Consider the following 22,106-nt stretch of genomic DNA (forward strand, 5'->3'; position numbering starts at 1 on the left):
AAGCGGACCGACATGACGGAAACGATCAAGGGCGAACGCGAAGAACTTATCGACCCGATCAGTGAAAACCCGGGTTTTGATCAGACTGAGTCCCGCATTTCTGTCCTCGGTCACCCGATCCATGCCATGAGCGTCGCGTTTCCTGTTGCGCTTACATTCTGTGTTTTTGGAGCCGACGCGTTTTACTGGTGGACGGGAGATGTATTCTGGGCGCGAGCTGCGATGTGGGCTGCGGGAACGGGATTTCTGCTCGGTATGTTTGCCGGCATCTCCGGGACCGCAGAATTGTTGCTTGTCTCCGGCATTCGCGCGCGGGCACCAGCCTGGACGCATTTCATTATCGCCGTAACCCTGCTGTCGCTTCTCGGCGCAAACTGGGGCTACAGGCTTTATGGCTATGAGGATGCGGTGCTGCCCTATGGGATACTCCTGTCGGCGGTTTGCGTTGTCATGGTGGCATTTACCGGCTGGCATGGGGGCAAGCTCGTTTTCGATTACCGGCTGGGAACTTCGAAGGTCAATTGAGCATCGCGGGGCTCCAGCAACCACTCCGGGAAAACGATCCAGTTGAGCGCAGGTTTGACGAAGACAAGAACGAGAATGGCAATCACCAGAGAAAGTATAACTGCCATAGGCAGATAGGGGCCTGGTGGCGTGTGTCTGCCTGGTTGCTCTGCGACTTTGACGAGCGTGCGGCCTACCCAGACATGCACGGCAACAAGAAGTGCGACGAGCGCGAGCTTGACGAACAGCCAGGGCGAAAAGGCTGCGCGAAGGAATATGAGCCAGGTGCCAGCAATTACCGTGATTACAGCCGCAGGGGTGACACAGGTAGTATAGGTGAGGTGCGTGGCACGGCGGATAAGGCGGTAATCAGCTTCGACCACAGCAGGGTCATGGCGCCCGAGCATAAAGGGCAGGATTAGGAGGCCGCCGCACCAGATGGCCAGCCCCGAAATATGTATGGCCTTGAAGATCGGTGTTGTGGAAATGAGCCAGTCTATCACGCTACGCCATCCTTGAGATTGGCCCAGCTTCGTCTCGCCAGAAAGACGGCAGCGACCGCGTAGGGAAGACCGGCTGGCACCCACATCACCAGTCCCGCGAGCTGCTGGTCCTCAAGCGGTGTGAGCCCCCAGAGGAAGGGGGCGGTGCTGTGAGCAGCATAGACCGGTTGCGGCATCAGGGTCAGGATAGCTCCAAGCATGCCCATTTGCGCGAATGAGGCGACAATGTAGGCAAAGCGTTCCACAGGCGAAGCCTGTCCGGCCAGGACAGTGTGCCAGAACCAGGTTGCGCTCCCCAGAAGCGTGAGCTGCATGATCCAGTAAACCGGGATATTTGACAGGGCGAGGTCATACGCGCCGGGCAGATGCCAGAGCCAGAGCGTAACCGTTGAAACCACGAAGGGCGGTGCCAGAGACATGCCGGTACGTCTGCGCAAGACGAGCGAAAGCAGCGGTGCGGCCACAGCGACGAGCAGGACATGGTGAACAGCCCGGGCTGAAAAAAGAGCGGAGGACAGGGCGCAGAGTGGGGATATGAAAGCCACGCTCAGAACAAACACCGCCGCGAGGCCCGCCCTGTCACGCCGAAGCAATACCGCAAGAACGACAAGGGAGGCGAGAAGCCACCCATCAAGGTTCCAGCTTGTCCATATCTCCTTCGGTAGGGGAGGCAGTCCGCAATAGATGCCGTTCATGCAAGCAGGATCTTTCCTATGCAAAGATGAATAGATTTTTTTAAGGCTATCATAGCTGTGCTGCTATGAACAAACATCTGAAATGGATGGTCGGCGAGATGGCAGGATAGGGCAGGATACGCCCGGAGCATTTGCTGAAGTGTTTGCTCCCGACGAATAGCTTCTAATCGAGAGATTAAGAAAAGACGTTGTCTTTATACAATAAATTAATCGGGCTTTGAGGGTTCTAGTCCAGCTTGCTCACAGTCCAGATGATGGTGTGGCATAACTATGAAGCATTTGATCGGCCAGATCTCTACCGGCCATGTACGGTCGGAAGCCTGGTGGTCCTGTGCTGGATTAATGCTCGGATTTGGACCATTTGCGCTGTTGCTGGTTCTGGTGCCACAAAAAGTTCACCTCTCAGCGTTTTATGCGCTTGGGGTGATTGGCGGCTTGTTAGCCATGCGTCTTGGTAGTGCCCGAAAATGGTTCCTGGAGGGGAATAACCCTCAGGCTTCTAAAAAGCAGTCATATACCGAGAATGCCGTTAAACAGGAAGGAACACAGTCTGTTGTCCAGGGACGTGAAAACCTTGTTTCGGTTCTCTCCCGGGAGCTGACGCCTTCGCTAGCACCCTCGCTACTCGGGATAATCCGTATCGCAAATTATGATCGGATGGTGGCATTCGATGTGGCTGTGGCTGACAGGTTTTTGAATGCGTTCCATGAACGTGCCCGTAATGCCCTTGGAAAGTCGAGATTACTTACCCGCGTGGAGAGTAACTGCTTCGCGATCTGGTTTGGTGGAACCGACGAGCTAGAGGCGGCAAGAGCTGAGCTTCAGGCTCTGGCTTATGCGTTGAGAGAACCAATTTTCCAGGAGGGGGTTGCCATCGAGCCCGAACTGGAAATCGGGTCGGCTGAAACGCGCCAACAGCTTGAGACACCTGGAGAGCTCATTAGCCGGGGACTCGCCTCTTTAAGCCGTCCTGGTACGCGAGGCGGCACACCCGCACCCGCATCGGAAGATTCTGTATACGATCTTCGTCGCCGATTTGCGCTCGAACAGGACTTGCGTGAAGCGATAAGCAAAGGCGAGCTAGCCTTGCACTACCAGCCCCTCATAGACACTGCCCGGATGCGCGTTTCAGGGGCGGAAGCCTTGTTGCGCTGGAGCCATCCCAGATTAGGCGCGATTTCACCGGTCGAGTTTGTCCCGATCCTGGAAGATTCAGGTCTGATGGAGGAGGTCGGAATCTGGGTCATCAACACGGCTTGCCGACAGTTACGCGAGTGGCGCATGAGTGGTCATCCGGACTTCAAGATGGCTATCAACCTTTCGGCGCGACAGCTACGTAATCCTGAGCTCAAGACGGTCATCAAGCGGACCGTCCAAAACCACGGCCTGACACCGGCAAGCATCGAATTCGAGCTGACCGAGACCGCCGCTATGGAAAACTCGGCCCTGACGCTGCAGATTTTCAGCAGTCTGCGGGAAGCTGGCTTCGGCCTCGCTATTGATGACTTCGGAAGTGGTTACTCCAGTCTGAGCTACCTGAAAAACCTTCCCGTCAGCAAGCTGAAGATCGACCGTGAGTTTGTTTCTCATGTCGATCAGAGCAGCACCAGCGGTGCCATTTGCAAGGCGCTAATCGAGCTGGCCTCCGGTCTGGGCATTTCTGCTCTCGCCGAAGGCGTTGAACGCCGCGAAGAGCTCGATGCGCTTGCGCTTATGGGCTGTACAAGTTTTCAGGGATTCTATTTTGCCAAGCCAATGGATGCCGTCGCTTTCTCCAGTATAGCGGCAGACCCGGTCTGGCTCCAGACAATCTGCTCTCCGGTGGCAGACATGCACGATGAGTTAGAGAGGCGGTACTTATGATCAGGCCGACGACAATAATGATGATCGTGGGGACGGTCCTGACGACGGCATGTTCGCACACACCCCCTGAGGCGCCGGATCCGGTAGAGACGGTCTCGCAACCTGAGGTAGTGCCGTATGATCCGGCGCCAGAGATAAAAAAAGAGGCTCCACTTACAACACGCGAGCGTACGCAGCGTGCTATTCAGCTGCTCGACAAGGGCGAGGAAGCTCTGGCGTTGATCGAGATAGAGGCCATGCTGGCCATCAATCCGGATAACGCTACCGCCGTGAAACTCCTCGATCAGATCCGGACAGATCCGGTGGAGCTATTGGGTGAGAGTCACAAGCTGCACAACGTACAGCCAGGCGAAACGACATCTTCATTGGCGCAGGACTTTCTAGGGGATGCGCTGTTTTTCTACGCTCTGTCACGTTACAATGATCTGGAGGCGCCCAATCGGCTGATGGCGGGGCAGAGCCTGAGGATTCCCACCCGGTTCGGAGACATGGCGGGTGACCGGGAAGAGCAGGAGCTCGTGACTGCTCCCAGTTCTCAACCTGAGCCAGTACAAGCCGTTTCTGCGACCGATGTCGCGGCGGCGAACGCCCTGCGTCTGCAAGCGCTTGAGCAATTGAATACCGGCAATACCGACCGCGCCGTGAGCTTGCTTCGGCGGGCCCGGGGGCTCGACAGCAACAACCCAAACATCGCAGCGGACCTGGAAAAGGCTGAGCGTATCCAGAAAGCGCTCAATAAAACAGGCTGAGGAGCCCGGCAGCGCAAGAATGTGCTGCGAAATAGTAAGATGGAAGTGAACACATGAAACGTGTTGGCCGATATGAAATCCAAGCGCGTATTGGACAGGGCGCAATGGCCGAGGTCTACCGGGCTTACGATCCCAAGATAGACCGTATCCTCGCTATAAAGGTTCTCAAGCAGGAATATTGCGAGAAACCCGAATATGCGAAGCGCTTTCTTCGCGAGGCACGCGCTGCGGGGGCCCTCTCGCATCCCAACATCGTCACGATCTACGATGTCGGGGATGTGGCTGGATATCCCTACATCGCCATGGAGCTTCTAGCGGGGGAATCGCTGGACAATGCCCTCCTGAAACGTGGACAGTTCGAGATCGGTACTGTCATAGAAATCGGTCAGCAGCTCGCAGATGCCCTGAACTATGCGCATGGCATGGGTATCGTGCACCGTGATATCAAGCCTTCCAACATCATGCTTGGGCAGGATGGTAACTCGATAAAGATCCTCGACTTCGGGATCGCTCGTGTGGCCGAAGGCGGTCCGGCAGAAGCGGCTGAAGGTGTGATGACGCAAGTGGGGCAGGTTGTCGGCACCCCCCGTTACATGAGCCCCGAGCAGGCCTTGAGCCGGGAACTGGACGGACGTTCCGATCTGTTTTCGGTAGGGTCTGTTCTTTATGAGCTGCTGACGGGGCGTCCTGCGTTCAACGGCAATGGCATTGCGACACTGGCTGTACAGATAACCCAGCAGGATCCCTCACCTATAAATATCAGTCCGGAGTGTCCGCGCGGGCTCGAATTCATTGTCAAGAAACTGCTCGAGAAAAAGCCTGAACGCCGCTTTGCGAGTGGCGGTATTTTGCTGGAAGCACTACGGCGAGAGAAAGAAAGTCATGATGCCGTATTCGCGGAAGGCCGGCGTCGAAGACTGTCACTGCAACTGCGCCTGACGCTCTCGGCATGTGCAATCTCGATAGCATTCCTGTTTGTGGCTGGATCATTTGTCATCGGCCATCAGAACAAGACGATGGAAAAGCTGGCGATTACATCAGGCTCATCGATTGCTTCCTTCGTCGCGACGAACACCGCGCTTCACGCTGTGGAAAATTCTTCCTTACCGGAGACAGCGCAGGACTGGCTCCCCGTGCAGGCCTTCATCAATTCGGCATCGTCCGATCCGAATGTTACAGACATCACCGTTATTGACGGACAGGGTACAGTGCGTGCTGCGTCCGCTTCGACCCTGGTTGGCACTACGGTTGAAGATTTCGGGATGCAGGTGAAGCCAATTGGTGATGGGCAAGGCAAAGTCAGTACGACAGAAGGGGCTGATGGTGCCGAGCTTTTCCGCTTCACGCAGCCCATCAGCTACTCCGGCCGCAACTTTGGTGCTGTGCAAGTGCATATGCAGAAAGCAGAGTTGATCAATGCTGCCTCCCACATGCGAAACATGCTGATAGGCCTTGGGGTTCTCGTGGTCGCGATGGTGGGGTGTCTGAGTTATGTCGCGGCCCGGACATTGTTGTGGCCGCTTCGCCGCCTCAAGGGTGCGTTGCGTGATGCTGCAGCGGGTGATGTGGACTTCCAGATATCACATCAGAGAAAAGATGAGTTCGGCGAGCTGTATGACAGGTTCAATGCTTTTGCCGTCTCGGTGCAGTCGCGCGGAGAGCCCGCATCCGGAGCCTGTGCCGGATCTACCGAGACAGTGATCCTCGATGAACAGAGTGCCGATCAGACTGTGGTGACGCCGGCGAAACTGACGATGGTGTCACGATGATTACACTGCGACTGTTTCGAAAAGAAAATCCTGGCCGCCAAATCGATTCCTACATCATGGGTGAAGGGGAGGTGACCGTCGGCCGGGACGCAAACGCGGTATGGGTAATCGATGATCCTGACCGCCGTTTATCACGTTTCCACTGCACAATATCGGCCAGGCACAAGCAAATATTTGTACGCGATACGAGCGCCAATGGGGTCTACATTGGGGCAGATTGCGAGCGCATGGAGCGATCTGTGGAAATGAAGGTCCCAGACGGCGAAACACTGCATCTTGGGCAGTATGTCCTCGTAGTCGACGCTGACAGCAATGCTGAAGATGAGCAGGTTGATCCGACCGGCTCGTCTGCAAAGGGGGCCCCCTTGCATGATAGTGCCGGCGCGGCCAGCACAAATGCGATACCTGACCACTGGGCCGGGCCTGAGCCGCACCCTCAGCCGCAAACTGAAAAGGGCGATCCCGCCGGTGAAGTTGTTATGCTTGAAGCCTTCTGTCAGGGAGCCGAACTCGACCCTTCCTACCTGACAAGTGAGGATGCCGCAGAAGTAATGCACCGGCTCGGTGAAATCTACCGGCAAGTCGTGCTCGGCCTTGGCGACCTGATGAGCGAGCGGGCATCAGTAAAAACCGAATACAGCCTTGATCGTACAACAATCGGTGCGACAGCTAACAATCCCCTCAAGTGGGCGCCAACTCACCGCCTTGCTGTGGACCTGCTGTGCGAGCGAACAGGTGGGTTTCTTAAAGGCGCAGACGCGGTCAGGGAATGTTTCGAAGACTTGAAGGCCCATTCCCTGTGTCTCGTTGCAGGGTCCAGAGAAGTGGTTTCGGAGTTACTCGAGCAATTCGATCCGAAAACGATAGACGCGCAAGTGAAGACTTCTCTATTCATGGAACGTTCCGAAGCGTCATGGCGCCAGATGAAGTCTCTTCATGCCAACGTTTCAAGCAATCCTTTCAATGATGCGGATAGTGCCGTAAATCGCGCCTTCAAGCGAGGCTACGAGCGATGCGCCAACGACCTAAACGTGCGGGAACCGGGTGAATGAGATGGCGACCACCTTTGAAGGCCACGCATAACGTGACTTTACCTTCGCACGGCTTCCGCTTCCGGTCGGTGGGCAGGACGCATCCGGGCATGGTCCGCAAGCTTAATGAGGATGCTTTTGTCGAATGCCCTGAGACGGCCTTGTGGGCAGTGGCGGACGGCATGGGCGGTCATAATAATGGTGATTTCGCCAGCGCCTTGATTATCCAGCGTCTGGCGCGCATTAGCCCGGCAGAAACGGTATATGCCCTGCGGGGTGAAGTGGCCCGCCAACTAGGGCAGGCCAATGAAGAGCTGCAAGCCAGCGGGCGAAGTCCAATGGGCGCGACTGTCGCGGCTTTGACGGCATGCCGGGGCTATTATTCCTGTACCTGGGCTGGAGATAGCCGGGTTTATCTTCTCAGAAAGGGACGTCTGCGCCGCCTCACGAGTGACCACAGCGTTGTGCAGACCCTGGTCGATGCCGGAGAGATATCTGCCGAAGAGGCCCGCCACCACTCTCATGCACATATTGTAACCCGTGCGGTTGGGGCTAATCCCGATCTGGCGCTGGAAACAGCCAATGGAGAACTGGAAGCGGGCGACCGTTTTCTTCTGTGCTCTGACGGTCTTACCTCCGTGGTAGATGATCTCCAGATACTCGAGCTGATAAACGGCAGCGATATTTCTTCCGCGAACGACGGTTTGATCAGTCGCACACTGGAGAATGGAGCGCCAGACAATGTGACGGCCGTTCTTGTCGACGTACTCAGTTAGAGTGGCATTGTCATTGGAAGCAGCGATGTTCTCAGTAGGCGTCCTTGGAACCAGATCAGGGGTGGTCGGTCCATCGCCCTGAATGCACTTCGATAATTCAACACATAAGCCAGGATAAGCGGACTTCAGGATTCAAGCGTCTGCTTCTTTATATCTCACGGACGGCTGTAACCAGACTTGCAAGTTACAGCATGGTGACGCCTAGTGGTGCACTTTCCGGGCAATAGACGCTGCGTGTCGCGCTTTGTCGGCAATCGCAGCCCAGTCCCCGTTAGAGAGATCTTCTTGCGTGACAATCCACGAGCCGCCAACGGCGATCACATTTGGAAGGGAGAGATAGTCACGCATGTTGCCGGGTGTGATGCCGCCCGTGGGTATGAAGTCGATGTGGGGCAGGGGAGCGGCGACCGATTTCAGGAACTTGGCGCCCCCGGAAACTTCCGCGGGAAAGAATTTCAATGTGCCATATCCCTCGTCAAAACGGGACATGGCTTCACTGGCTGTTGCCACGCCCGGCAGGATGGCACCGTCATGTTCGGACAAGGCTTCAATCAGTGCCGGCGAGCTGCCCGGTGAGATCAGGAATTCGGCGCCGGCATCAAGAGCAGAGTTAACGTCCCCAGCTGAGACAATCGTCCCGGCGCCGACAATCAGATCAGGCGCGTGTTTCCTGAAGGCGCTGATGACCTCCAGGGCGGCGGGCGTCCTGAGCGTGATTTCCGCTGTCGTCAGACCGCCAGAGACCAGCGCTTCTGCCAGGGGGGCGGCGTGAGTGACATCATGCACGGTCAGCACCGGGACGATGGGGGCCTTGTCGATCGCGATGCGAAGCGCAGTCGTCGATTTCATGCAGATATTCCTCGATCTTGAAGTTTTGTCTCGCAGCCTGCGGACCTATCGGCGCAGGCGGCCAAAGGCGCTTGTCTGGGCCAGATTCAGCACTTCCTCGGCGGTGACCTGGTTTGCGTCTCCGGCAATCGAATGTTTGAGGCTGTTGGCGGCGGCACCGAAGTTGATGGCATCCTGAGCGGACTGTCCGTCCAGCAATGCATAGATGAGCCCGGCGCAGAAGGCATCACCGGTACCGACACGGTCGACGACATGAGACATGGTGTAACGCCGGGAGAATACCGCTTCTGTTCCCGTGCGCAGGAAGGCCTGCCAGTCATGGACGTCTGCAGATGAAGACGTGCGGATGGTCAGGGCGAACCGCGACAGGTTGGGGTAGGCTTCCAGCACCCGTTCGGAGAGCGATCTCGCCCAGTCTTCAGAGCCGCTTTCGCCCTCGCCTTCAATCTCGAGGCAGGCAGGGCAATCGCCCCGTCCAGCAATTAGCGTGTCGGCCATTGAGACAAGCGGCGGCATCACGTCCGAGGCGCTCACGCCGTAATTCCACAGGCGTTCGCGGTGGTTCAGGTCAATCGAGACATGGACGCCGCGTGCTTTAGCTTCTTTTACTGCGGCTTCTGCAAGTTGACGCGATGTCTCACAGACCGCAGGCGTAATGCCGCTGATGTGAAACCAGTCTACCCCGTTGAAGACGCCATCCCAGTCAATGTCAGCGCTGACCAGGTTCGAGAAAGCCGTATTGTCGCGATCATAAATGACGCAGCCTGACCGGTAATCCGCTCCTTCTTCCATGAAGTAGAGCCCCATACGGCCATCACGCCTCAACACATGGCCGGTGTCGATGCCAGTTGCCCGCAGGGCCATGAGGGCCTGCGTACCGATCTCATGATCAGGCAGGGCAGTCACGAAGCGGCTGTTCAGCCCGAAGCAGGCCAGCGAAGTGGCGACGTTGGCTTCAGCGCCACCATGGCAGAGCTCGAAGCCCGACGCTTGTCTCAAACGAAGCTTGCCGGCTGGTTTCAGCCTCAGCATCAACTCGCCCAATGTGGCTACAGTCTTGGTCATTCTGGTCGTTTCTTGATCTGAAAAACAATATGGGCCGGCAATCACGATGTAACGAACTTATTGCCGGCCCAGGTAAAGCGGGGGAGGAAGCCCGCTAGGAGAAGAACAGCCCGCCATTGACGTCGAGATTGACGCCGGTGAGGAACGAGCTTTCAGCTGAAGCGAGATAAACAACAACATCCCCCACTTCGTCCGGATGGCCTTCACGGCGCAGAGGTGTCGAGCCGGCGATCTTGCTGCGGCCTTCCGGATTGGAGAAAGTGTCGTGGAATGTCGTTGAAATCAGGCCGGGGCAGAGTGCATTGACGCGAATGCCCTTCGGGCCGAGTTCCTTGGCCATGCCTCGCGTGAAGGTCGTGACCGCACCTTTCGATGCGGCATAGGCTGTCGCGCCTGCGCCGCCACCGTCTCGTCCCGCGAGGGATGAGAAGTTGATAACGGATGCGCCTTCCTTCATCAGCGGCACGAAGGCTTTCATGGACAGGAATGTCGAGGTCAGGTTGAGCTGCATGAGGCCGTTGAAGAAGTCCTCATCCATCTCGTCCAGCGTCTTGCGGGCTACAAGGCCGCCGACAACGTTCACGAGAGTATGGACTTCGTCACCGTAGGCCTTGCGGGTCTCCTGCAGCAGCCGGTCGACATCTGCGGATTTGGTCATGTCACCCTGAACCAGAATGGCTTCGCCGCCATTGGCCTTGATTTCGTTCAGGGTCTCCTGCGCCTCAGACTCGCTGGAGTGATAATTGACAACGACTTTCGCGCCTTCCTTTGCGAGTTTGACCGAAGCGCTCCGGCCAATGTCACGACCACCGCCAGTTACAATGGCCACCTTGTCTTTGAGTTTCATCGGAAGTTCCTGTTCTGATTAGGTTGAGATGGACGGGGCGGAGTCGCCCCGGGGTTTGAGGGGCGCGATCCGTCCGCAGAGCAGCCATACGCTTGCCAGCGCTATCAGGGCGAGCGCAGCACCGATGACGAAGGCAGGCGTGTAATTGCCGCCCGTGGTCAGCCACGGCACCAGATAGGTCAGGCCCGCAGCGCCGAGCTTGGCTGCCATACCGGAAAAACCAGCCAGAGAGCCGACGGATTTTCCGCCGAAGAAGTCGCTGGGAAGGGTCTGGACATTGCCGATGGTTGTCTGGAAACCAAACAGGATCAGCGCCATGATCAGAACCGCGGCCACAGGGCTTGCGGCTATCGACATGGCGAGCAGGCAGGGCAGCATAAGCAGGCAGCCGAAGGTAATGGTCAGCTTGCGTGTTGCGTTGACACTCCAGCCTGCCTTGATGCGATTCTGGGCCAGAAGGCCGCCAAACCAGGCCCCCAGCATGGCGCCGACATAAGGGACCCAGCCATAGAGGCCGATCTCCTTGACGTTGAAGCCGTAGACCTCGGAGAGGTAGATCGGGATCCAGAAGACGAACAGCCACCAGATCGGGTCGATCGCGGCGGAGGCGATGATGACCCCCCAGCTCTGGCGGCGCGACAGCATTTCTACCGTGCCGGGCGTATAGCCCTCGTCAAACTCGCCGTCGCCTTCAAGGTCCTGATTCTGCTGGCCTGTAAGGATGTAGTCACGTTCGGCATCGCTGAGCCAGGTGTGCTCCTTTGGCGGAGCCTTGACGAGCACGAGCCATGGAACCAGCCAGAGCAGGCCTGTCACGCCGACGATGATGAAGATCGTGTGCCAGCTGAAATAGACCGACAGAAGCGCGATGAGCGGGATCGACACGATGCCGCCAATGGCTGCGCCTGAATTGAATATGCCTTGGGCGAGCGCGCGTTCCTTGGTGGGAAACCACTCGGCGTTGGCCTTTGTCGCGCCCGGCCAGTTGCCGGCTTCGGCGACGCCCAGGATTGCCCGGAAGATCGCAAAGGAGGTGAGCCCGCGCGCGAAGGCATGAGCCGCCGTGGCAAGCGACCAGACCAGAATGGACAGTGCAAACCCGAGACGTGTGCCGATCCAGTCGAAGATCTTGCCGAAAATCGCCTGACCGAATGCATAGGCGAAAACGAAAATGACCGAGATCAGCGCATAGATTTCCTTGCGCTCATCCTCTGTTTTATCCGGATAGAGTTCGGCCGAAATGTCCGGCCAGAGGACGTTGAGCGACTGGCGGTCGATATAATTGATCACGGTGGCCAGGGCGACCAGCGTAACAACCCACCATCTTAATCCGGCGATCTTCATGATGCGTCTCCCTCATATGCGAGAAAATCTTCCCGGGCGGGGCTGAACACATCGAGCAGGATGCCCGGTTCGAGGCAGACTGCTCCGTGCGGGGCGTGGGGCGGCACAAAGAAGCAGTCGCCTTCACCCAGCTGCTTTTTCTGGCCGTCGATCTGAACTTCGAACTGGCCCGAAACCACATAGGTGACCTGGGAATGGTAATGTGTGTGGACTTCACCGACAGCGCCCTGGGCGAACCACACCTTCGCCATCAGGATATTGCCGTCATAGCCAAGGAGTTTCCTGCGGATGCCATTGCCGAGATCTTCGGCAAGTGTTTCCAGGCCTTGCGTGAAAATTTCAGACTGCGCGCTGGGTGTCATTGTTCGTCTCCAGATGTCGGGGATGTTGACGACGGTGCAGTCGCGTCGTCTGACGTGCGGACGAGATGGACCGGCCCGGTCCAGTTGATGGTCTCGCCGTCAAGTTCGATCGAGTGGTCCATGGAGGGGGCGAGCGTCTGCGCGAACAGCAGCCTGATTGCCTTGCCGTTGGCTTCGGAGAGCTCGAAAATATCCACACCATCAATGGTTGTGCGTGAGAGATTCTCGACCGTGCCTCCGTCATAGACAGTGAGCTCTCTGGAATTGTCGTAGACGCCATGTGCCTGATAGGCGGAGAAATAGGTGGCCGTTTCAGCTTCGCTGCGAAGGATGAGTGCCTGTTCGCTGCGCAGGTTATTGTTGGGATCATTCGCCCCGAGACGTGTCAGCACCGCTGTCATGGGCGCATCGACAAGAAAGTTCATCGTGTAGAAACGATCTTCAATCAGGATCGACAGGTCGTTCAGCGATCCGGCGGGTACTTCTTCTGCCTTAGCGGTTTTCCAGAGGTGCTGGTAACCGGCATCTTCGCCCAGGGGGGCGAGGTTACGGGTCGCATGATCGAAGGGAAGGCTGGTTTCGATCAGCTGGCCCTTGAAGTGGACGGGAAGGTCATAGCTGTGACTGCCATCCGACTGAGCGCGGAAAATGTCTATCACGAAATGACCTTCACCTTCACGGTCAACCAGGGCCAGGGCACGCTGCAAATCGACGCCTTCGTGGGCGGTTCCAATCTCGGCGGCGGCATAACTGGCGCCTGGCGTGTCGTTGAAAGCGAGGATGCGGGGGGCATGTTCTTCCCCGAGCTTCCAGTCTGCGCCGAACTGGCTTGATTCATCGACAACAAGCGTATTGTGGGCGACCGTCTGCTTGGCCCAGCTGTCGTTCTCCGGCAGGTAGCGTCCGCCGTTCTTCGGCTCGACATTGAGGAAGCGCGCCGCGCCATAGTCTGCGACGATCTCATTGCCATTGTCGAAATAGAGCAGGCCGAGCCGGTCGAAGTGTCCGTGGCCGAGACCTTGCGAGGTCGCCTTGAAAACGACGGCCGCATTGTCCTCGTCTTCCTCGGAGCGCAGGATCATGAGGGCACCATTGTCACCTTCAGCGCCATCGCGGAGTTTCAATGTCCGGAACGGGAAGGGTTCGGCTTTGCCGGCTGCGATGGCTTGTGCCGCCTTGTGGCCGGCCTGCGTCGGGACGACAGTATCCTGCTGCTGTATAATGCTGAGCAGGCTTGGGTCTTCGGTGAGGTCGTAGGCGATCGCGAGCCCATAATGGAGCTCGGCTGTGTCGAGCCCTTTCTCCCGTATCGCATCATTTATCGGGAAGAACCGGCCAGCATAGCTGAGCTGTACGGTTGAGCGGATAGCCTTCAGGAGGACCTCGTCCCGGTAGGCGAAGATGTCCCGGTCCGGATCGTTCCGGTGGATCGCATCCGCAAACAGCACGAATGGCATCAGCGCATAACGCTGATAGTAAGGCCCTTCCGCGTAATAACCGTCCGGAGAGAAGAGAAGATCGATCTGGCGAAGGAAGCCCGCTTCACCTGACCGGTCGAGACCGAGCAGGGCCTTCTCGACCATATCCTCATCGTCGATGACATACCCTGTCATGCCGACGGCCGCGGCAGACCAGGTTCCATGATTGTGTATCCGGTCGAATGTCTGGGGGGAGCCCTCCGACAGAAAGTCTGCCATTGGACGGATCAGCTGCGACTCGATCTCCTCGCGGGCCTCAGCATCGATATCGCCGCGGATCGCTTCATAACCCTGGATTGCGTAGACAAGCCAGACAGCTTCATTCAGGCCCTGCCAGAACAACCGGCTCGGCGTTGAAGGCCGCACCTGCGGATGCAGGTCGAGCGTCGGGTAAAGTTCGGCATAATCGAGCAGGATATCTGTCGCGAAGTCGCGGTATTTCTGCTCCCCGGTCACGCGGTAGAGCATGCCGGCATTGTAGATCGTCGTGCCGTTCAGCTTGTGTTGTTCATGGGTGTAGCCGCCCCCGGCGTCGGCCGGGACTGGGACAGGCACACCATCTGCCATGCGGGTGTCGATCTGCTGGCGAAGTTTCTCGATTGTCGCGTTGAATAGCGGGGCCGGCGCGGGGGCTGACGCCTCCGTTCTGGTGGAACTGGTCTGGCCGGTTGCCGTGCCTTCGGTGCAGGCGCTGAGTGTAGAAGCGCCCAGAAGCAATGCGGCCACCGAGGCTGAAGGAAGCAGGCTTGCGTGTCTCATTTGATGGGCCTCCGGTCATCGACGGAAATCAATTCATCCGGCCCGTTGTCGCCGTTCGTATTGCCGGAGACAGTGACCTGCGGATCGCCCGTTGTCTTTACGAGGTCTATTGCGCTGACACTGTCGAGATCATTGTCCGTGAAGGTCGTCTGTTGCACACCGTGAAGGCGCATGAGGGGCGCACTACCCTTGCCGACATCCTTGAAAGTCGAACCGGAAACTGAAACGTGCGGTCCAAACGTGCTCTCGTCGGTTCCGCCGCGATAGATCGAGACAACCGAGCCGCCGACGTCCTCAAATGTGCTGTCAGTGATGGTGAGATACTCGGCATTATAGATGCCGTAATCGTCTGTCTCCTGGTCCAGCCTGAAGACATCCCCCGAGAAGTTCTCGAACCGTGATCCTGCGATGTCGATCCTGTCAAAGAAGGATCCTTTTCCCGCAGAGAGTACAGAAAATCCCCGATTGACGTCGAAATCCACGAAGTTGGCATCCTTGATGGAAACGAGATGATTTCCACTGCCCCCGCGCGGGGATGTGGTGACAAGAGCATTGCCAGACCCGTCCGGGGCACGGGCGCCCGAAAAGGAAAGGCTTTCAAGTGCAAGGGCGCCATTGCCTTCAAGGGCAAACAGGTTCGGGCGCAGGAACTCGATCTGAACCTTTTCACGCTCGCTGCCAATAATCGTCAGAGGCTTGTCGATCGTCAGAATTTTGGATTCGACATAGTTTCCGGGCGCCAGAACAAGGGTGTCTGCTTCTTCTGCGTTCTCTAGAGCTGCAGAGAGCGTGTCCGTGCCTGGTGAGACCGCAATGCGCTGACCACCGTCGAAAGGTGCACTGGGGCTGGCTTTCGGGAACCAGCTAACCCCTGTCTTCTCCCGCGATACGCCGAAAGGCGGTGAAGCCCCGGCGTCATTCTGTGGCGCGAGCAAGCCTTCGTCCGAACGGTCCAGTCCGGCAGAGAGCTCAAGAAAACCTTTGCCGTTTGCAAGCGGTTGCGACTTCGCGATCACGTTGCCCGTGAAGGCAATGCCTGAAATATCGTCATGGACATCGAAGACTGTATCGTCAGCACCGACAATCAGATTCCCCTGGAATGACGAATTGACCGGAGTTGCAGTGCGTTCGGTGTCGGATCCCTCGCCGAGCTCGATGACGGAGACATTATCAAAGGTGTTGCCCTGAATACTGGCATTATCGACCTGATGGTACCGGTTGATTGGAGAATCGGGCACGCCATTCATGATGACAAGCGCTCCCGAAAAGCCCGTGCCGGTCAGGTACTTGAAATAATTATTCCGCACGGTCTGGTCGGCATTGATGACACGAACGCCGCCCGTATAGGGCTTGTTGTTTCCGTCGAAGAAATTGTTCTCGACCAGTGTGCCGTTGCCGTGGCGCAGCGTCAGGGTGCCGCGTGACTGGTAGAAGGTGTTGCCGCGGAAGACGTTGCCGCCGGCCTTGTTGGAGATGATTTCGACTTCGCCGCTGCACCGGTCGAAATAATTGCCTTCCACAAGGGTGCCGGAGTGGGTGAGTGAGTAGTGGCTGGTCCCGATACGCAGCGTCTCGCCACCATTCGAGCCGAAGATGGGGCGCGGGCCGAAATAATTGTTCCGGATCTCGTGATTGTTCTCGCGGCTCTCCTCGCTGTCCAGCCGCACCGCCAGCGTTGGGCCTGAATTTGTCTTGCCGGCGAGATGATTGTGATCGAACACATTGTTCCGACCGTAGAGCATGACCCAGGTGTCCCGCTGAGCGCGGTCCGGCTGGCTGTATCCCTTTATAACGGTTTCGGTAACGCGCGAATTGTTTGCGAGATTCGAGGAATCCTTGCGGAAACTGATTACTGAATCACGCGGTGAGTAGCCGTCGCGAAAGACCAGGCCCGACACAAGGAGGTGCTCACCCGCCAGGCGCAGGCTCGACTGTCCAGTGAGAATGACTTCGCCAGGTGTCTGGGCGCTTAGCACGACCGGCGCGTCGGCAGTGCCCTGCGCCTCGAACAGGAGGTCGAAGTCCTCCCATTTGCCATTCGCCAGAATGATTTCGGTGCCGGGCTGGGCCGCCTTGATGGCGCTTTCAGCCTCTTCCTGCGTTTGAACGACTGTCTGTTTGGTGGCTGAGTGGTCCGCATTCTCTGCCTGCGGTGTCTGGGCTGAAGCGGGCGCGTGCTGTGCGGCGGCACATCCTGCAAGAGCCAGTGAAATTGCGGTCAACGAAATAGAGCTTGCGCGAAAACGCATCCTGAATTCTCCCTGCTCACCGTTCATGTGCGGCGTTTGAGGGAACGCTATCCGGTCGAGATAAAATGTCAACCAGTTATGCAGTCCAATTATAAGGATTGTTGAATTTGAGGAAAATATAGGAACATGCAGAATAGTAAAGTATGCTGTATTATATGAAAAAAATTATCAATAAAGCATATTGGTCCTACCATTTATGCTAATTAATTAGACCAAATTGGTTGACTTAAGGTTCTGCTCTAGCTACTCCCCGAAGCAATTGAGGCCCTAAATGGGTCCATTTGCCATCCGAGGGAGGAAAAAATGGCGCGAAAGCACGTTAAAACTGCGACTCCGTTTTCCAGTGCTGCTTTTAGGGCAGGGCTTCTGTGTACCGTTATCATGCCAATGTCGGCCGTGGCGTTTGCGCAGGAGGAAACCGAGACAGTGCCGGAGCAGGTCACTGAAGAAGAATCGCGGCAGGATGTCGTTGTCGTCAAAGGGATTCGCTCTTCTCTTGCCAATGCGCTTCAGGAAGAGCGCTCGGCCAGCAACCTGGTTGAAGTCATTCAGGCTGAAGATATTGGCAAGCTGCCGGACCAGAACCTGGCGGAAGTTCTTGAGAATGTCACAGGCGTTCAGATCACGCGTGAGGCAGGTGTCGGCACAGGCGTCCAGATCCGCGGCACCAACGCTAACCGTACTGAGATAAACGGTGTATCCACAGTAGGCTCAGGCGCGGGCCGCAGCGGTATTGATTTCGAAGATGTCTCCGCAGCGATTATTGCTGCCGTTGAGGTCACGAAAGCCCCCGAAGCAAAGACCGTTGAAGGGTCTGTCGGCGGTACCATCAACCTGCGCACGATCCGTCCACTCGATCTTGATGATATGCTGTTGAACCTGCGTCTTCAGGGCGAGGACAGCAGTCTGACAACAGACGGCATTACGCCCAGGGTTTCAGGTGCATTCGGTAACAAGTGGCAAAGTGCCTCCGGACAGGAGTTCGGGGTTGTCGTGAGTGGCAGCTATTCCGAACAGGATGTGACAGCCTTCCGCCCGCGTGCCGACCGTGACAATCTCATAGCTTCTGACGGTGGCGCAGCCAGCGCGCAGGATTTTGACTTCCTGCCAATCCAGTTCCTGAACCAGGATTATGACAATTTCGAATATGAGACCATCAATCTGGCCGGGACCGTGGAATGGGCACCGACGAATAATGTCGAGATCTATTTTGATGCGATCTACAACGACCAGGAGCGCCGCCAGGAAAGTTCTCGCGTGCAGGCTTCGGGCGTCAGCAGCCTCGCTGATGTATCGGTTCCGGACTCTTTCGAGACAGTCAATTTCGGCACGCTGAACGGCGCGAATGGTCCCCAGGAGCTTGGCAGTATCCAGGCGGCGCAGAAGGGGACAATCGGCGTAAATCTGGCCAATGATGACGATGACCCGAACCTGCGCCTGTCGTCCGATACAAACTCGCGGCTGACGGAAAGCATCATTCTCAGGCTCGGAACCGACTGGCAGATCACTGACAGGCTTTCAAGCCAGTTCGAAGTGTCCTCGTCATCTTCGGACTCCACAACGCCCAGCTTCAATACAACGCTGAACTTCATCAACCCGAATACGCCTCTGGATGCAGGCGGGGGCAATGATAACAGCACGCCTTTCGTTTACGATCTGAGTGGAGGCTCTCTCGCCTTCGCCGTCGCGCAGGATGCCCCGTTCGGACCAACCACCGAGCAGCTGCTCGACCCTGCCAATGTTGTTCTACGTGATGTGAACATTGGTCAGGACATAGCCGAGAACCGGGAAGACGCGTTCCGGGCCGATTTTACGTACGATCTGGTCGATAGTGGCTTTCTCGGAAATGTCTTCACCTCCGTGCAGGCAGGCTACCGTTTTAACAAGACGACCAGCCTTCGCGACCAGATTCGCTCGAATGTCGGCCTGAGACAGATGTCCGACAGCCCAAGGGGCGACCTCTTTGCTGATCTCCTCGTAAAGGGCCCTGACAATTTTGGCGATGCAGATGGCAGGTCGCTTTTCGTCTCCGATTTCCTGCTCATTGATCCGGAGCTGGCCGCATCCAACCCTGACCGCGTGCTGGAAAAGCTGAATGAGGCCATTGCTGCCCATGGTGGATCCCAGCCCATCGACTCGCCGACATCCAGCCAGAGTGCGTTTTTCGACATTGAGGAGAAAACGCACGCGGTCTATGCGCAAGCCAATTTCGAGTATGGCATCTTCCGCGGCAATGCAGGCCTGCGCTATGTTGAAACCGATGTGTCTTCCGTCGGGAATACCATTCTGAACGGTGAAACAACGCAGGTGACAACATCTGGCGGTTACGATTTCCTGCTGCCCCGTTTCAACCTGGTCGCAAACCCGATCGAGGACGTGCAGGTGCGTCTGGGGTGGAGCCAGGATATCCGCCGCCCCAACTTTGATGACCTTTCGACGTCACGCACATTCAGCACGAGCCCCAATCCGCCAGTCCAGCTGGGTAATCCGGGCCTGAAACCGGAGAAGGTCGACTCGTTCGACATCGCCGCCGAATGGTATTTCGCACCTTCAGCTGTGGTCAGTGTTGGCTACTTCAACAAGAAACGCACGGACCTTATCGTGAACCAGCAGGAGGACCCGTTCGAGGATCCGAACACCGGGTTCCGTGATACTTCGGCGCCTTGTGAAGAAGGTGGTATCTTCAACCCTATCGCTGACCCGAATGTGTTTGCACCAAGCGGAACACCGGTCGGTATCTGCGTCCCGGTTGCGATGCCTGTTAACGACACAGGAGAAACAACGCAGGAAGGTATTGAATTCGCGTTCCAGTACGACCTTTCCGACTGGGAAGACGAAATGGGCAGCTTCGGCTGGGCTTCCGGCTTCGGCGTCCTCGCCAACTATACACATCAGGAGTTCTCTGGCGGTGAGACGGTCAACACCGCGACGAGCCGTGCAGACCAGGTGTTCGATGCGCTTGGCGCGGATACGCCTGTGACCTTCCAGCAGCCGCTGATCGACCTGTCCGAGAACGCTTACAATGCGACACTCTACTATGAGAAGTACGGCCTTTCAGCCAGGGCCCGCTATACGTGGCGTGACGCATACCGCTCGACCGATTTTGGCAGTACCTCCAGCTTCCCCTGGGGTTTCCCGGTTGTTCAGGACGCCAGGGGGCAGCTCAATGCCAGCATCAATTACGATCTGACCGAGAGGATCAATATCGGGATTGAGGCGGTGAATATCACTGAGTCCGAGGTCAAGCAGTATTGTGTCAATGAGGGTGCGCTTCTTTGCTTCCAGGGGCTTACGGACCGCCGCATCATCTTTGGCGCGAGCTACAACTTCTAGGGAATAGCCGACAGGCAGGGTCATGCGGCCAGAACAGGCAGGGTGGTTTGGTTCTGACTGTCGGATTTCGGACGGATACCAGATATGAATACGGGCAGGGGGCATCGGTGGATTTCCCGGTGCTCTTGCCCGATTTGCCATAATGCTGTGAAAGCGAAAAAATTGGACAGACCAATTTGTCAGCCTTTGTTCTGGTGTGTATAGTGACGGATATTCGTCACCCGACTCAGCCCAACGGCTGAATGTCAAAGAGGACTTGCGATCATCATGACTGAAAAGCGTCTCTACCAGACAGTCGCCCGATCCATTCTTGATATGATTGAGTCAGGCTCCTATCCGCCCGGAACACGCCTGCCGGGAGAAAGGGAGCTTGCTGAACGGTTCGATGTCAGCCGCGTGGTCGTTCGGGAAGCCGAGATTTCGCTTGAGGCGCTGGGCCGTGTGGAGATCAAGGTGGGATCCGGTGTTTATGTCCGTGATCCTGTCGCCATGACGGGCTTGGCCCTGCCGAGAGTGACGCCATTTGAGCTGACCCAGACACGGCTTCTTTTCGAATCCGAATGTGCAGCACTTGCGGCGACAATGATCACCGATGAGCAGATTGCCGGGCTGGAAGCGACGATCGAGCGAATGAAGACTGCGCCCCACGATACGGATGACGGGGAGGCGGCGGACCGGGATTTTCACCTGCAGATCGCGCAGGCAACGGACAATGAAGCCAATGTTTTCTTCCTGAAGACGCTCTGGCGGATGCGTACGGAAATCGACCCCGTAAAGCGCGTTTACTCGGCTGTATGCCATGCCGATACCTCGCACAGGGTCAACGAACATTCAGAAGTGCTTGAAGCTTTGCGAGCACGTGATCCCGGTGCGGCCAGGATTGCCATGCGTGGACACTTCTCGAGATTGCTTGAGGCACTGCTTGACGCATCCGAGCGCCAGGCGATCGAGGATGCGCGCCGCCGGTCAATCGAGAACCGGGAACGTTTCCTCAAGTCGGCGATTGGAGCGTGAGTGACGTTTCCCACTCCCGCAGGGGGAAGACGAAGCTGGGCATGCGATCTTACGATGTGCCTGAACGGAGCATGAGCTGTCGCGCGCTTAACAGGCCGTGGAAGCAGGCGTTCGCATCCTTAAAAGGCATACTTGCTTGGCGGGACGCCAAAAGCTCTCTGGAACATTGCACAAAACGCGCTGGCGCTGTCGTAGCCCACATCAAGCGCCACCGTTGTCACTGCTGAGCTTGTCGACAGCATCGAGAGCGCTTCCAGTAGCCGCACCTGTTGGCGCCACACCGCTACGCCCATGCCGGTTTCGCGTTTGAATGCGCGGGTGAATGAACGTCGGCTCATGCCTGCCAGTTCGGCCCATTCATTGATGTCGCGCTAGTCTGCGGGGTCTTCCAGCATCTGCCGGCAGACCCGTACAAGCCGCCTGTCATTCGGCATGGGGGCGGCGTAGGGAATCTTGGGGGAGGCAAGCATTTCGCTGATCATCAGGTCGACGATCTGGTTGCCACGTGCATCCAGTGTTTCCTCAAGCGGAAACTGCGTCACCTCGATGATCAGGGCTTTCAGCAACTGGCTGACTTCCACGATATGGCAGTCGGGATCATCGCGCTCATACTTTGGATCAATGTAGAGCGATCTGAGCGAGACTGGCCCGCGGCAGGAAACCTCATGTGTCACACCGCTTGGTATCCATACAGCGCGCTGGGGCGGAATGACATAGCTGGTCTTGTCGGTGACCACGGACATCACACCGGAAGAGGCGTAGAGAAGCTGGATCCGGTCATGTGTGTGTGCAGGGTCGGTAAAACCGGCCGGATACTCGTCGGCCAGCCCGACAACTGGCCGACAGCTGAGATCAATATCGAATGTTCTTTTCATAGCGTCCTCGCAGGACTTGCCTTTGATGCTGCAAAGGGTGC

Annotated in this window: 19 protein-coding genes; 8 read left to right on the forward strand and 11 right to left on the reverse strand. The window is 57.1% G+C overall.

Annotated elements, in window-relative coordinates:
- Positions 1–12 precede the first annotated feature (12 nt).
- Positions 13–525, forward strand: coding sequence for a DUF2231 domain-containing protein (locus tag Q1K31_RS09755; RefSeq protein WP_300379063.1), 513 nt, complete (start codon positions 13–15; stop codon positions 523–525).
- On the opposite strand, the gene Q1K31_RS09760 is transcribed toward Q1K31_RS09755, so the two are convergent.
- Complete coding sequence (locus Q1K31_RS09760) at positions 495–1,007, reverse strand: CopD family protein (RefSeq protein ID WP_300379064.1); 513 nt, start codon at positions 1,005–1,007, stop codon at positions 495–497. The genes Q1K31_RS09755 and Q1K31_RS09760 overlap by 31 nt on opposite strands.
- Complete coding sequence (locus Q1K31_RS09765) at positions 1,004–1,702, reverse strand: cytochrome c oxidase assembly protein (RefSeq protein WP_300379065.1); 699 nt, start codon at positions 1,700–1,702, stop codon at positions 1,004–1,006. Before Q1K31_RS09765 ends, Q1K31_RS09760 begins: the two co-directional genes overlap by 4 nt.
- Before the next feature lie 270 nt (positions 1,703–1,972).
- Here Q1K31_RS09765 and Q1K31_RS09770 point away from each other — a divergent pair, with 270 nt between their 5' ends.
- From Q1K31_RS09770 to Q1K31_RS09790, 5 genes are all read left to right on the forward strand, one after another.
- Positions 1,973–3,565, forward strand: coding sequence for a bifunctional diguanylate cyclase/phosphodiesterase (locus Q1K31_RS09770; protein ID WP_300379066.1), 1,593 nt, complete (start codon positions 1,973–1,975; stop codon positions 3,563–3,565).
- The gene (locus Q1K31_RS09775; RefSeq protein ID WP_300379067.1) at positions 3,562–4,314 is read left to right on the forward strand and encodes a LysM peptidoglycan-binding domain-containing protein; all 753 of its coding nucleotides are present in this window, start codon (positions 3,562–3,564) and stop codon (positions 4,312–4,314) included. The genes Q1K31_RS09770 and Q1K31_RS09775 overlap by 4 nt, the downstream gene beginning before the upstream one ends.
- Before the next feature lie 53 nt (positions 4,315–4,367).
- Positions 4,368–6,083 (forward strand): serine/threonine-protein kinase, encoded by a 1,716-nt coding sequence (locus Q1K31_RS09780; RefSeq protein ID WP_300379068.1) that lies wholly within the window; start codon positions 4,368–4,370, stop codon positions 6,081–6,083.
- Positions 6,084–6,139: 56 nt separating this feature from the next.
- On the forward strand, positions 6,140–7,135 hold the full coding sequence (gene tagH / locus Q1K31_RS09785; RefSeq protein ID WP_300379727.1) for a type VI secretion system-associated FHA domain protein TagH: 996 nt from the start codon (positions 6,140–6,142) through the stop codon (positions 7,133–7,135).
- 89 nt (positions 7,136–7,224) lie between these two features.
- Complete coding sequence (locus tag Q1K31_RS09790) at positions 7,225–7,890, forward strand: protein phosphatase 2C domain-containing protein (protein WP_300379069.1); 666 nt, start codon at positions 7,225–7,227, stop codon at positions 7,888–7,890.
- 201 nt (positions 7,891–8,091) lie between these two features.
- Here the strand turns inward: Q1K31_RS09790 and eda are convergent, their stop codons facing one another.
- The 7 genes from eda to Q1K31_RS09825 form a co-directional block, all read right to left on the reverse strand.
- Complete coding sequence (gene eda, locus Q1K31_RS09795; RefSeq protein WP_300379070.1) at positions 8,092–8,739, reverse strand: bifunctional 4-hydroxy-2-oxoglutarate aldolase/2-dehydro-3-deoxy-phosphogluconate aldolase; 648 nt, start codon at positions 8,737–8,739, stop codon at positions 8,092–8,094.
- Positions 8,740–8,784: 45 nt separating this feature from the next.
- The gene (locus tag Q1K31_RS09800; protein WP_300379071.1) at positions 8,785–9,804 is read right to left on the reverse strand and encodes a sugar kinase; all 1,020 of its coding nucleotides are present in this window, start codon (positions 9,802–9,804) and stop codon (positions 8,785–8,787) included.
- A gap of 94 nt (positions 9,805–9,898) precedes the next feature.
- The gene (locus tag Q1K31_RS09805; protein ID WP_300379072.1) at positions 9,899–10,651 is read right to left on the reverse strand and encodes an SDR family NAD(P)-dependent oxidoreductase; all 753 of its coding nucleotides are present in this window, start codon (positions 10,649–10,651) and stop codon (positions 9,899–9,901) included.
- 18 nt (positions 10,652–10,669) lie between these two features.
- Complete coding sequence (locus Q1K31_RS09810) at positions 10,670–11,995, reverse strand: MFS transporter (protein ID WP_300379073.1); 1,326 nt, start codon at positions 11,993–11,995, stop codon at positions 10,670–10,672.
- On the reverse strand, positions 11,992–12,357 hold the full coding sequence (locus Q1K31_RS09815) for a cupin domain-containing protein (RefSeq protein ID WP_300379074.1): 366 nt from the start codon (positions 12,355–12,357) through the stop codon (positions 11,992–11,994). The genes Q1K31_RS09810 and Q1K31_RS09815 overlap by 4 nt, the downstream gene beginning before the upstream one ends.
- Positions 12,354–14,594, reverse strand: a complete 2,241-nt coding sequence (locus Q1K31_RS09820; RefSeq protein ID WP_300379075.1) for a heparinase II/III family protein — start codon at positions 14,592–14,594, stop codon at positions 12,354–12,356. The genes Q1K31_RS09815 and Q1K31_RS09820 overlap by 4 nt, the downstream gene beginning before the upstream one ends.
- Positions 14,591–16,843 (reverse strand): polysaccharide lyase 6 family protein, encoded by a 2,253-nt coding sequence (locus Q1K31_RS09825; RefSeq protein ID WP_300379076.1) that lies wholly within the window; start codon positions 16,841–16,843, stop codon positions 14,591–14,593. Before Q1K31_RS09825 ends, Q1K31_RS09820 begins: the two co-directional genes overlap by 4 nt.
- A 387-nt stretch (positions 16,844–17,230) precedes the next feature.
- Between Q1K31_RS09825 and Q1K31_RS09830 the strand changes: the two genes are divergently transcribed.
- Entirely contained in the window at positions 17,231–20,176 is a 2,946-nt protein-coding gene (locus tag Q1K31_RS09830) for a TonB-dependent receptor (protein ID WP_367187576.1), read from the forward strand.
- A gap of 267 nt (positions 20,177–20,443) precedes the next feature.
- The gene (locus tag Q1K31_RS09835) at positions 20,444–21,190 is read left to right on the forward strand and encodes a FadR/GntR family transcriptional regulator (RefSeq protein WP_300379078.1); all 747 of its coding nucleotides are present in this window, start codon (positions 20,444–20,446) and stop codon (positions 21,188–21,190) included.
- Positions 21,191–21,309: 119 nt separating this feature from the next.
- Here the strand turns inward: Q1K31_RS09835 and Q1K31_RS09840 are convergent, their stop codons facing one another.
- Together Q1K31_RS09840 and Q1K31_RS09845 are read right to left on the reverse strand one after the other, a co-directional pair.
- The gene (locus Q1K31_RS09840; protein ID WP_300379730.1) at positions 21,310–21,555 is read right to left on the reverse strand and encodes a helix-turn-helix transcriptional regulator; all 246 of its coding nucleotides are present in this window, start codon (positions 21,553–21,555) and stop codon (positions 21,310–21,312) included.
- Between the two features lie 6 nt (positions 21,556–21,561).
- Positions 21,562–22,065, reverse strand: coding sequence for an AraC family ligand binding domain-containing protein (locus Q1K31_RS09845; RefSeq protein ID WP_300379079.1), 504 nt, complete (start codon positions 22,063–22,065; stop codon positions 21,562–21,564).
- Positions 22,066–22,106 lie beyond the last annotated feature (41 nt).

This window comes from Henriciella sp. (assembly GCF_029936995.1).
Lineage (GTDB): Bacteria > Pseudomonadota > Alphaproteobacteria > Caulobacterales > Hyphomonadaceae > Henriciella.

Excerpts from the sequence above, each read along its gene's own strand:
- Q1K31_RS09770 (WP_300379066.1), top strand. The coding sequence starts at position 1,973 with ATGAAGCATTTGATCGGCCAGATCTCTACCGGCCATGTACGGTCGGAA.
- Q1K31_RS09765 (WP_300379065.1), bottom strand. The coding sequence starts at position 1,702 with ATGAACGGCATCTATTGCGGACTGCCTCCCCTACCGAAGGAGATATGG.
- Q1K31_RS09810 (WP_300379073.1), bottom strand. The coding sequence starts at position 11,995 with ATGAAGATCGCCGGATTAAGATGGTGGGTTGTTACGCTGGTCGCCCTG.
- tagH (WP_300379727.1), top strand. The coding sequence starts at position 6,140 with ATGGGTGAAGGGGAGGTGACCGTCGGCCGGGACGCAAACGCGGTATGG.
- Q1K31_RS09820 (WP_300379075.1), bottom strand. The coding sequence starts at position 14,594 with ATGAGACACGCAAGCCTGCTTCCTTCAGCCTCGGTGGCCGCATTGCTT.
- Q1K31_RS09825 (WP_300379076.1), bottom strand. The coding sequence starts at position 16,843 with ATGCGTTTTCGCGCAAGCTCTATTTCGTTGACCGCAATTTCACTGGCT.
- Q1K31_RS09835 (WP_300379078.1), top strand. The coding sequence starts at position 20,444 with ATGACTGAAAAGCGTCTCTACCAGACAGTCGCCCGATCCATTCTTGAT.
- Q1K31_RS09755 (WP_300379063.1), top strand. The coding sequence starts at position 13 with ATGACGGAAACGATCAAGGGCGAACGCGAAGAACTTATCGACCCGATC.
- Q1K31_RS09780 (WP_300379068.1), top strand. The coding sequence starts at position 4,368 with ATGAAACGTGTTGGCCGATATGAAATCCAAGCGCGTATTGGACAGGGC.
- Q1K31_RS09800 (WP_300379071.1), bottom strand. The coding sequence starts at position 9,804 with ATGACCAAGACTGTAGCCACATTGGGCGAGTTGATGCTGAGGCTGAAA.
- Q1K31_RS09830 (WP_367187576.1), top strand. The coding sequence starts at position 17,231 with ATGTCGGCCGTGGCGTTTGCGCAGGAGGAAACCGAGACAGTGCCGGAG.
- Q1K31_RS09845 (WP_300379079.1), bottom strand. The coding sequence starts at position 22,065 with ATGAAAAGAACATTCGATATTGATCTCAGCTGTCGGCCAGTTGTCGGG.
- eda (WP_300379070.1), bottom strand. The coding sequence starts at position 8,739 with ATGAAATCGACGACTGCGCTTCGCATCGCGATCGACAAGGCCCCCATC.
- Q1K31_RS09815 (WP_300379074.1), bottom strand. The coding sequence starts at position 12,357 with ATGACACCCAGCGCGCAGTCTGAAATTTTCACGCAAGGCCTGGAAACA.
- Q1K31_RS09805 (WP_300379072.1), bottom strand. The coding sequence starts at position 10,651 with ATGAAACTCAAAGACAAGGTGGCCATTGTAACTGGCGGTGGTCGTGAC.
- Q1K31_RS09790 (WP_300379069.1), top strand. The coding sequence starts at position 7,225 with ATGGTCCGCAAGCTTAATGAGGATGCTTTTGTCGAATGCCCTGAGACG.
- Q1K31_RS09775 (WP_300379067.1), top strand. The coding sequence starts at position 3,562 with ATGATCAGGCCGACGACAATAATGATGATCGTGGGGACGGTCCTGACG.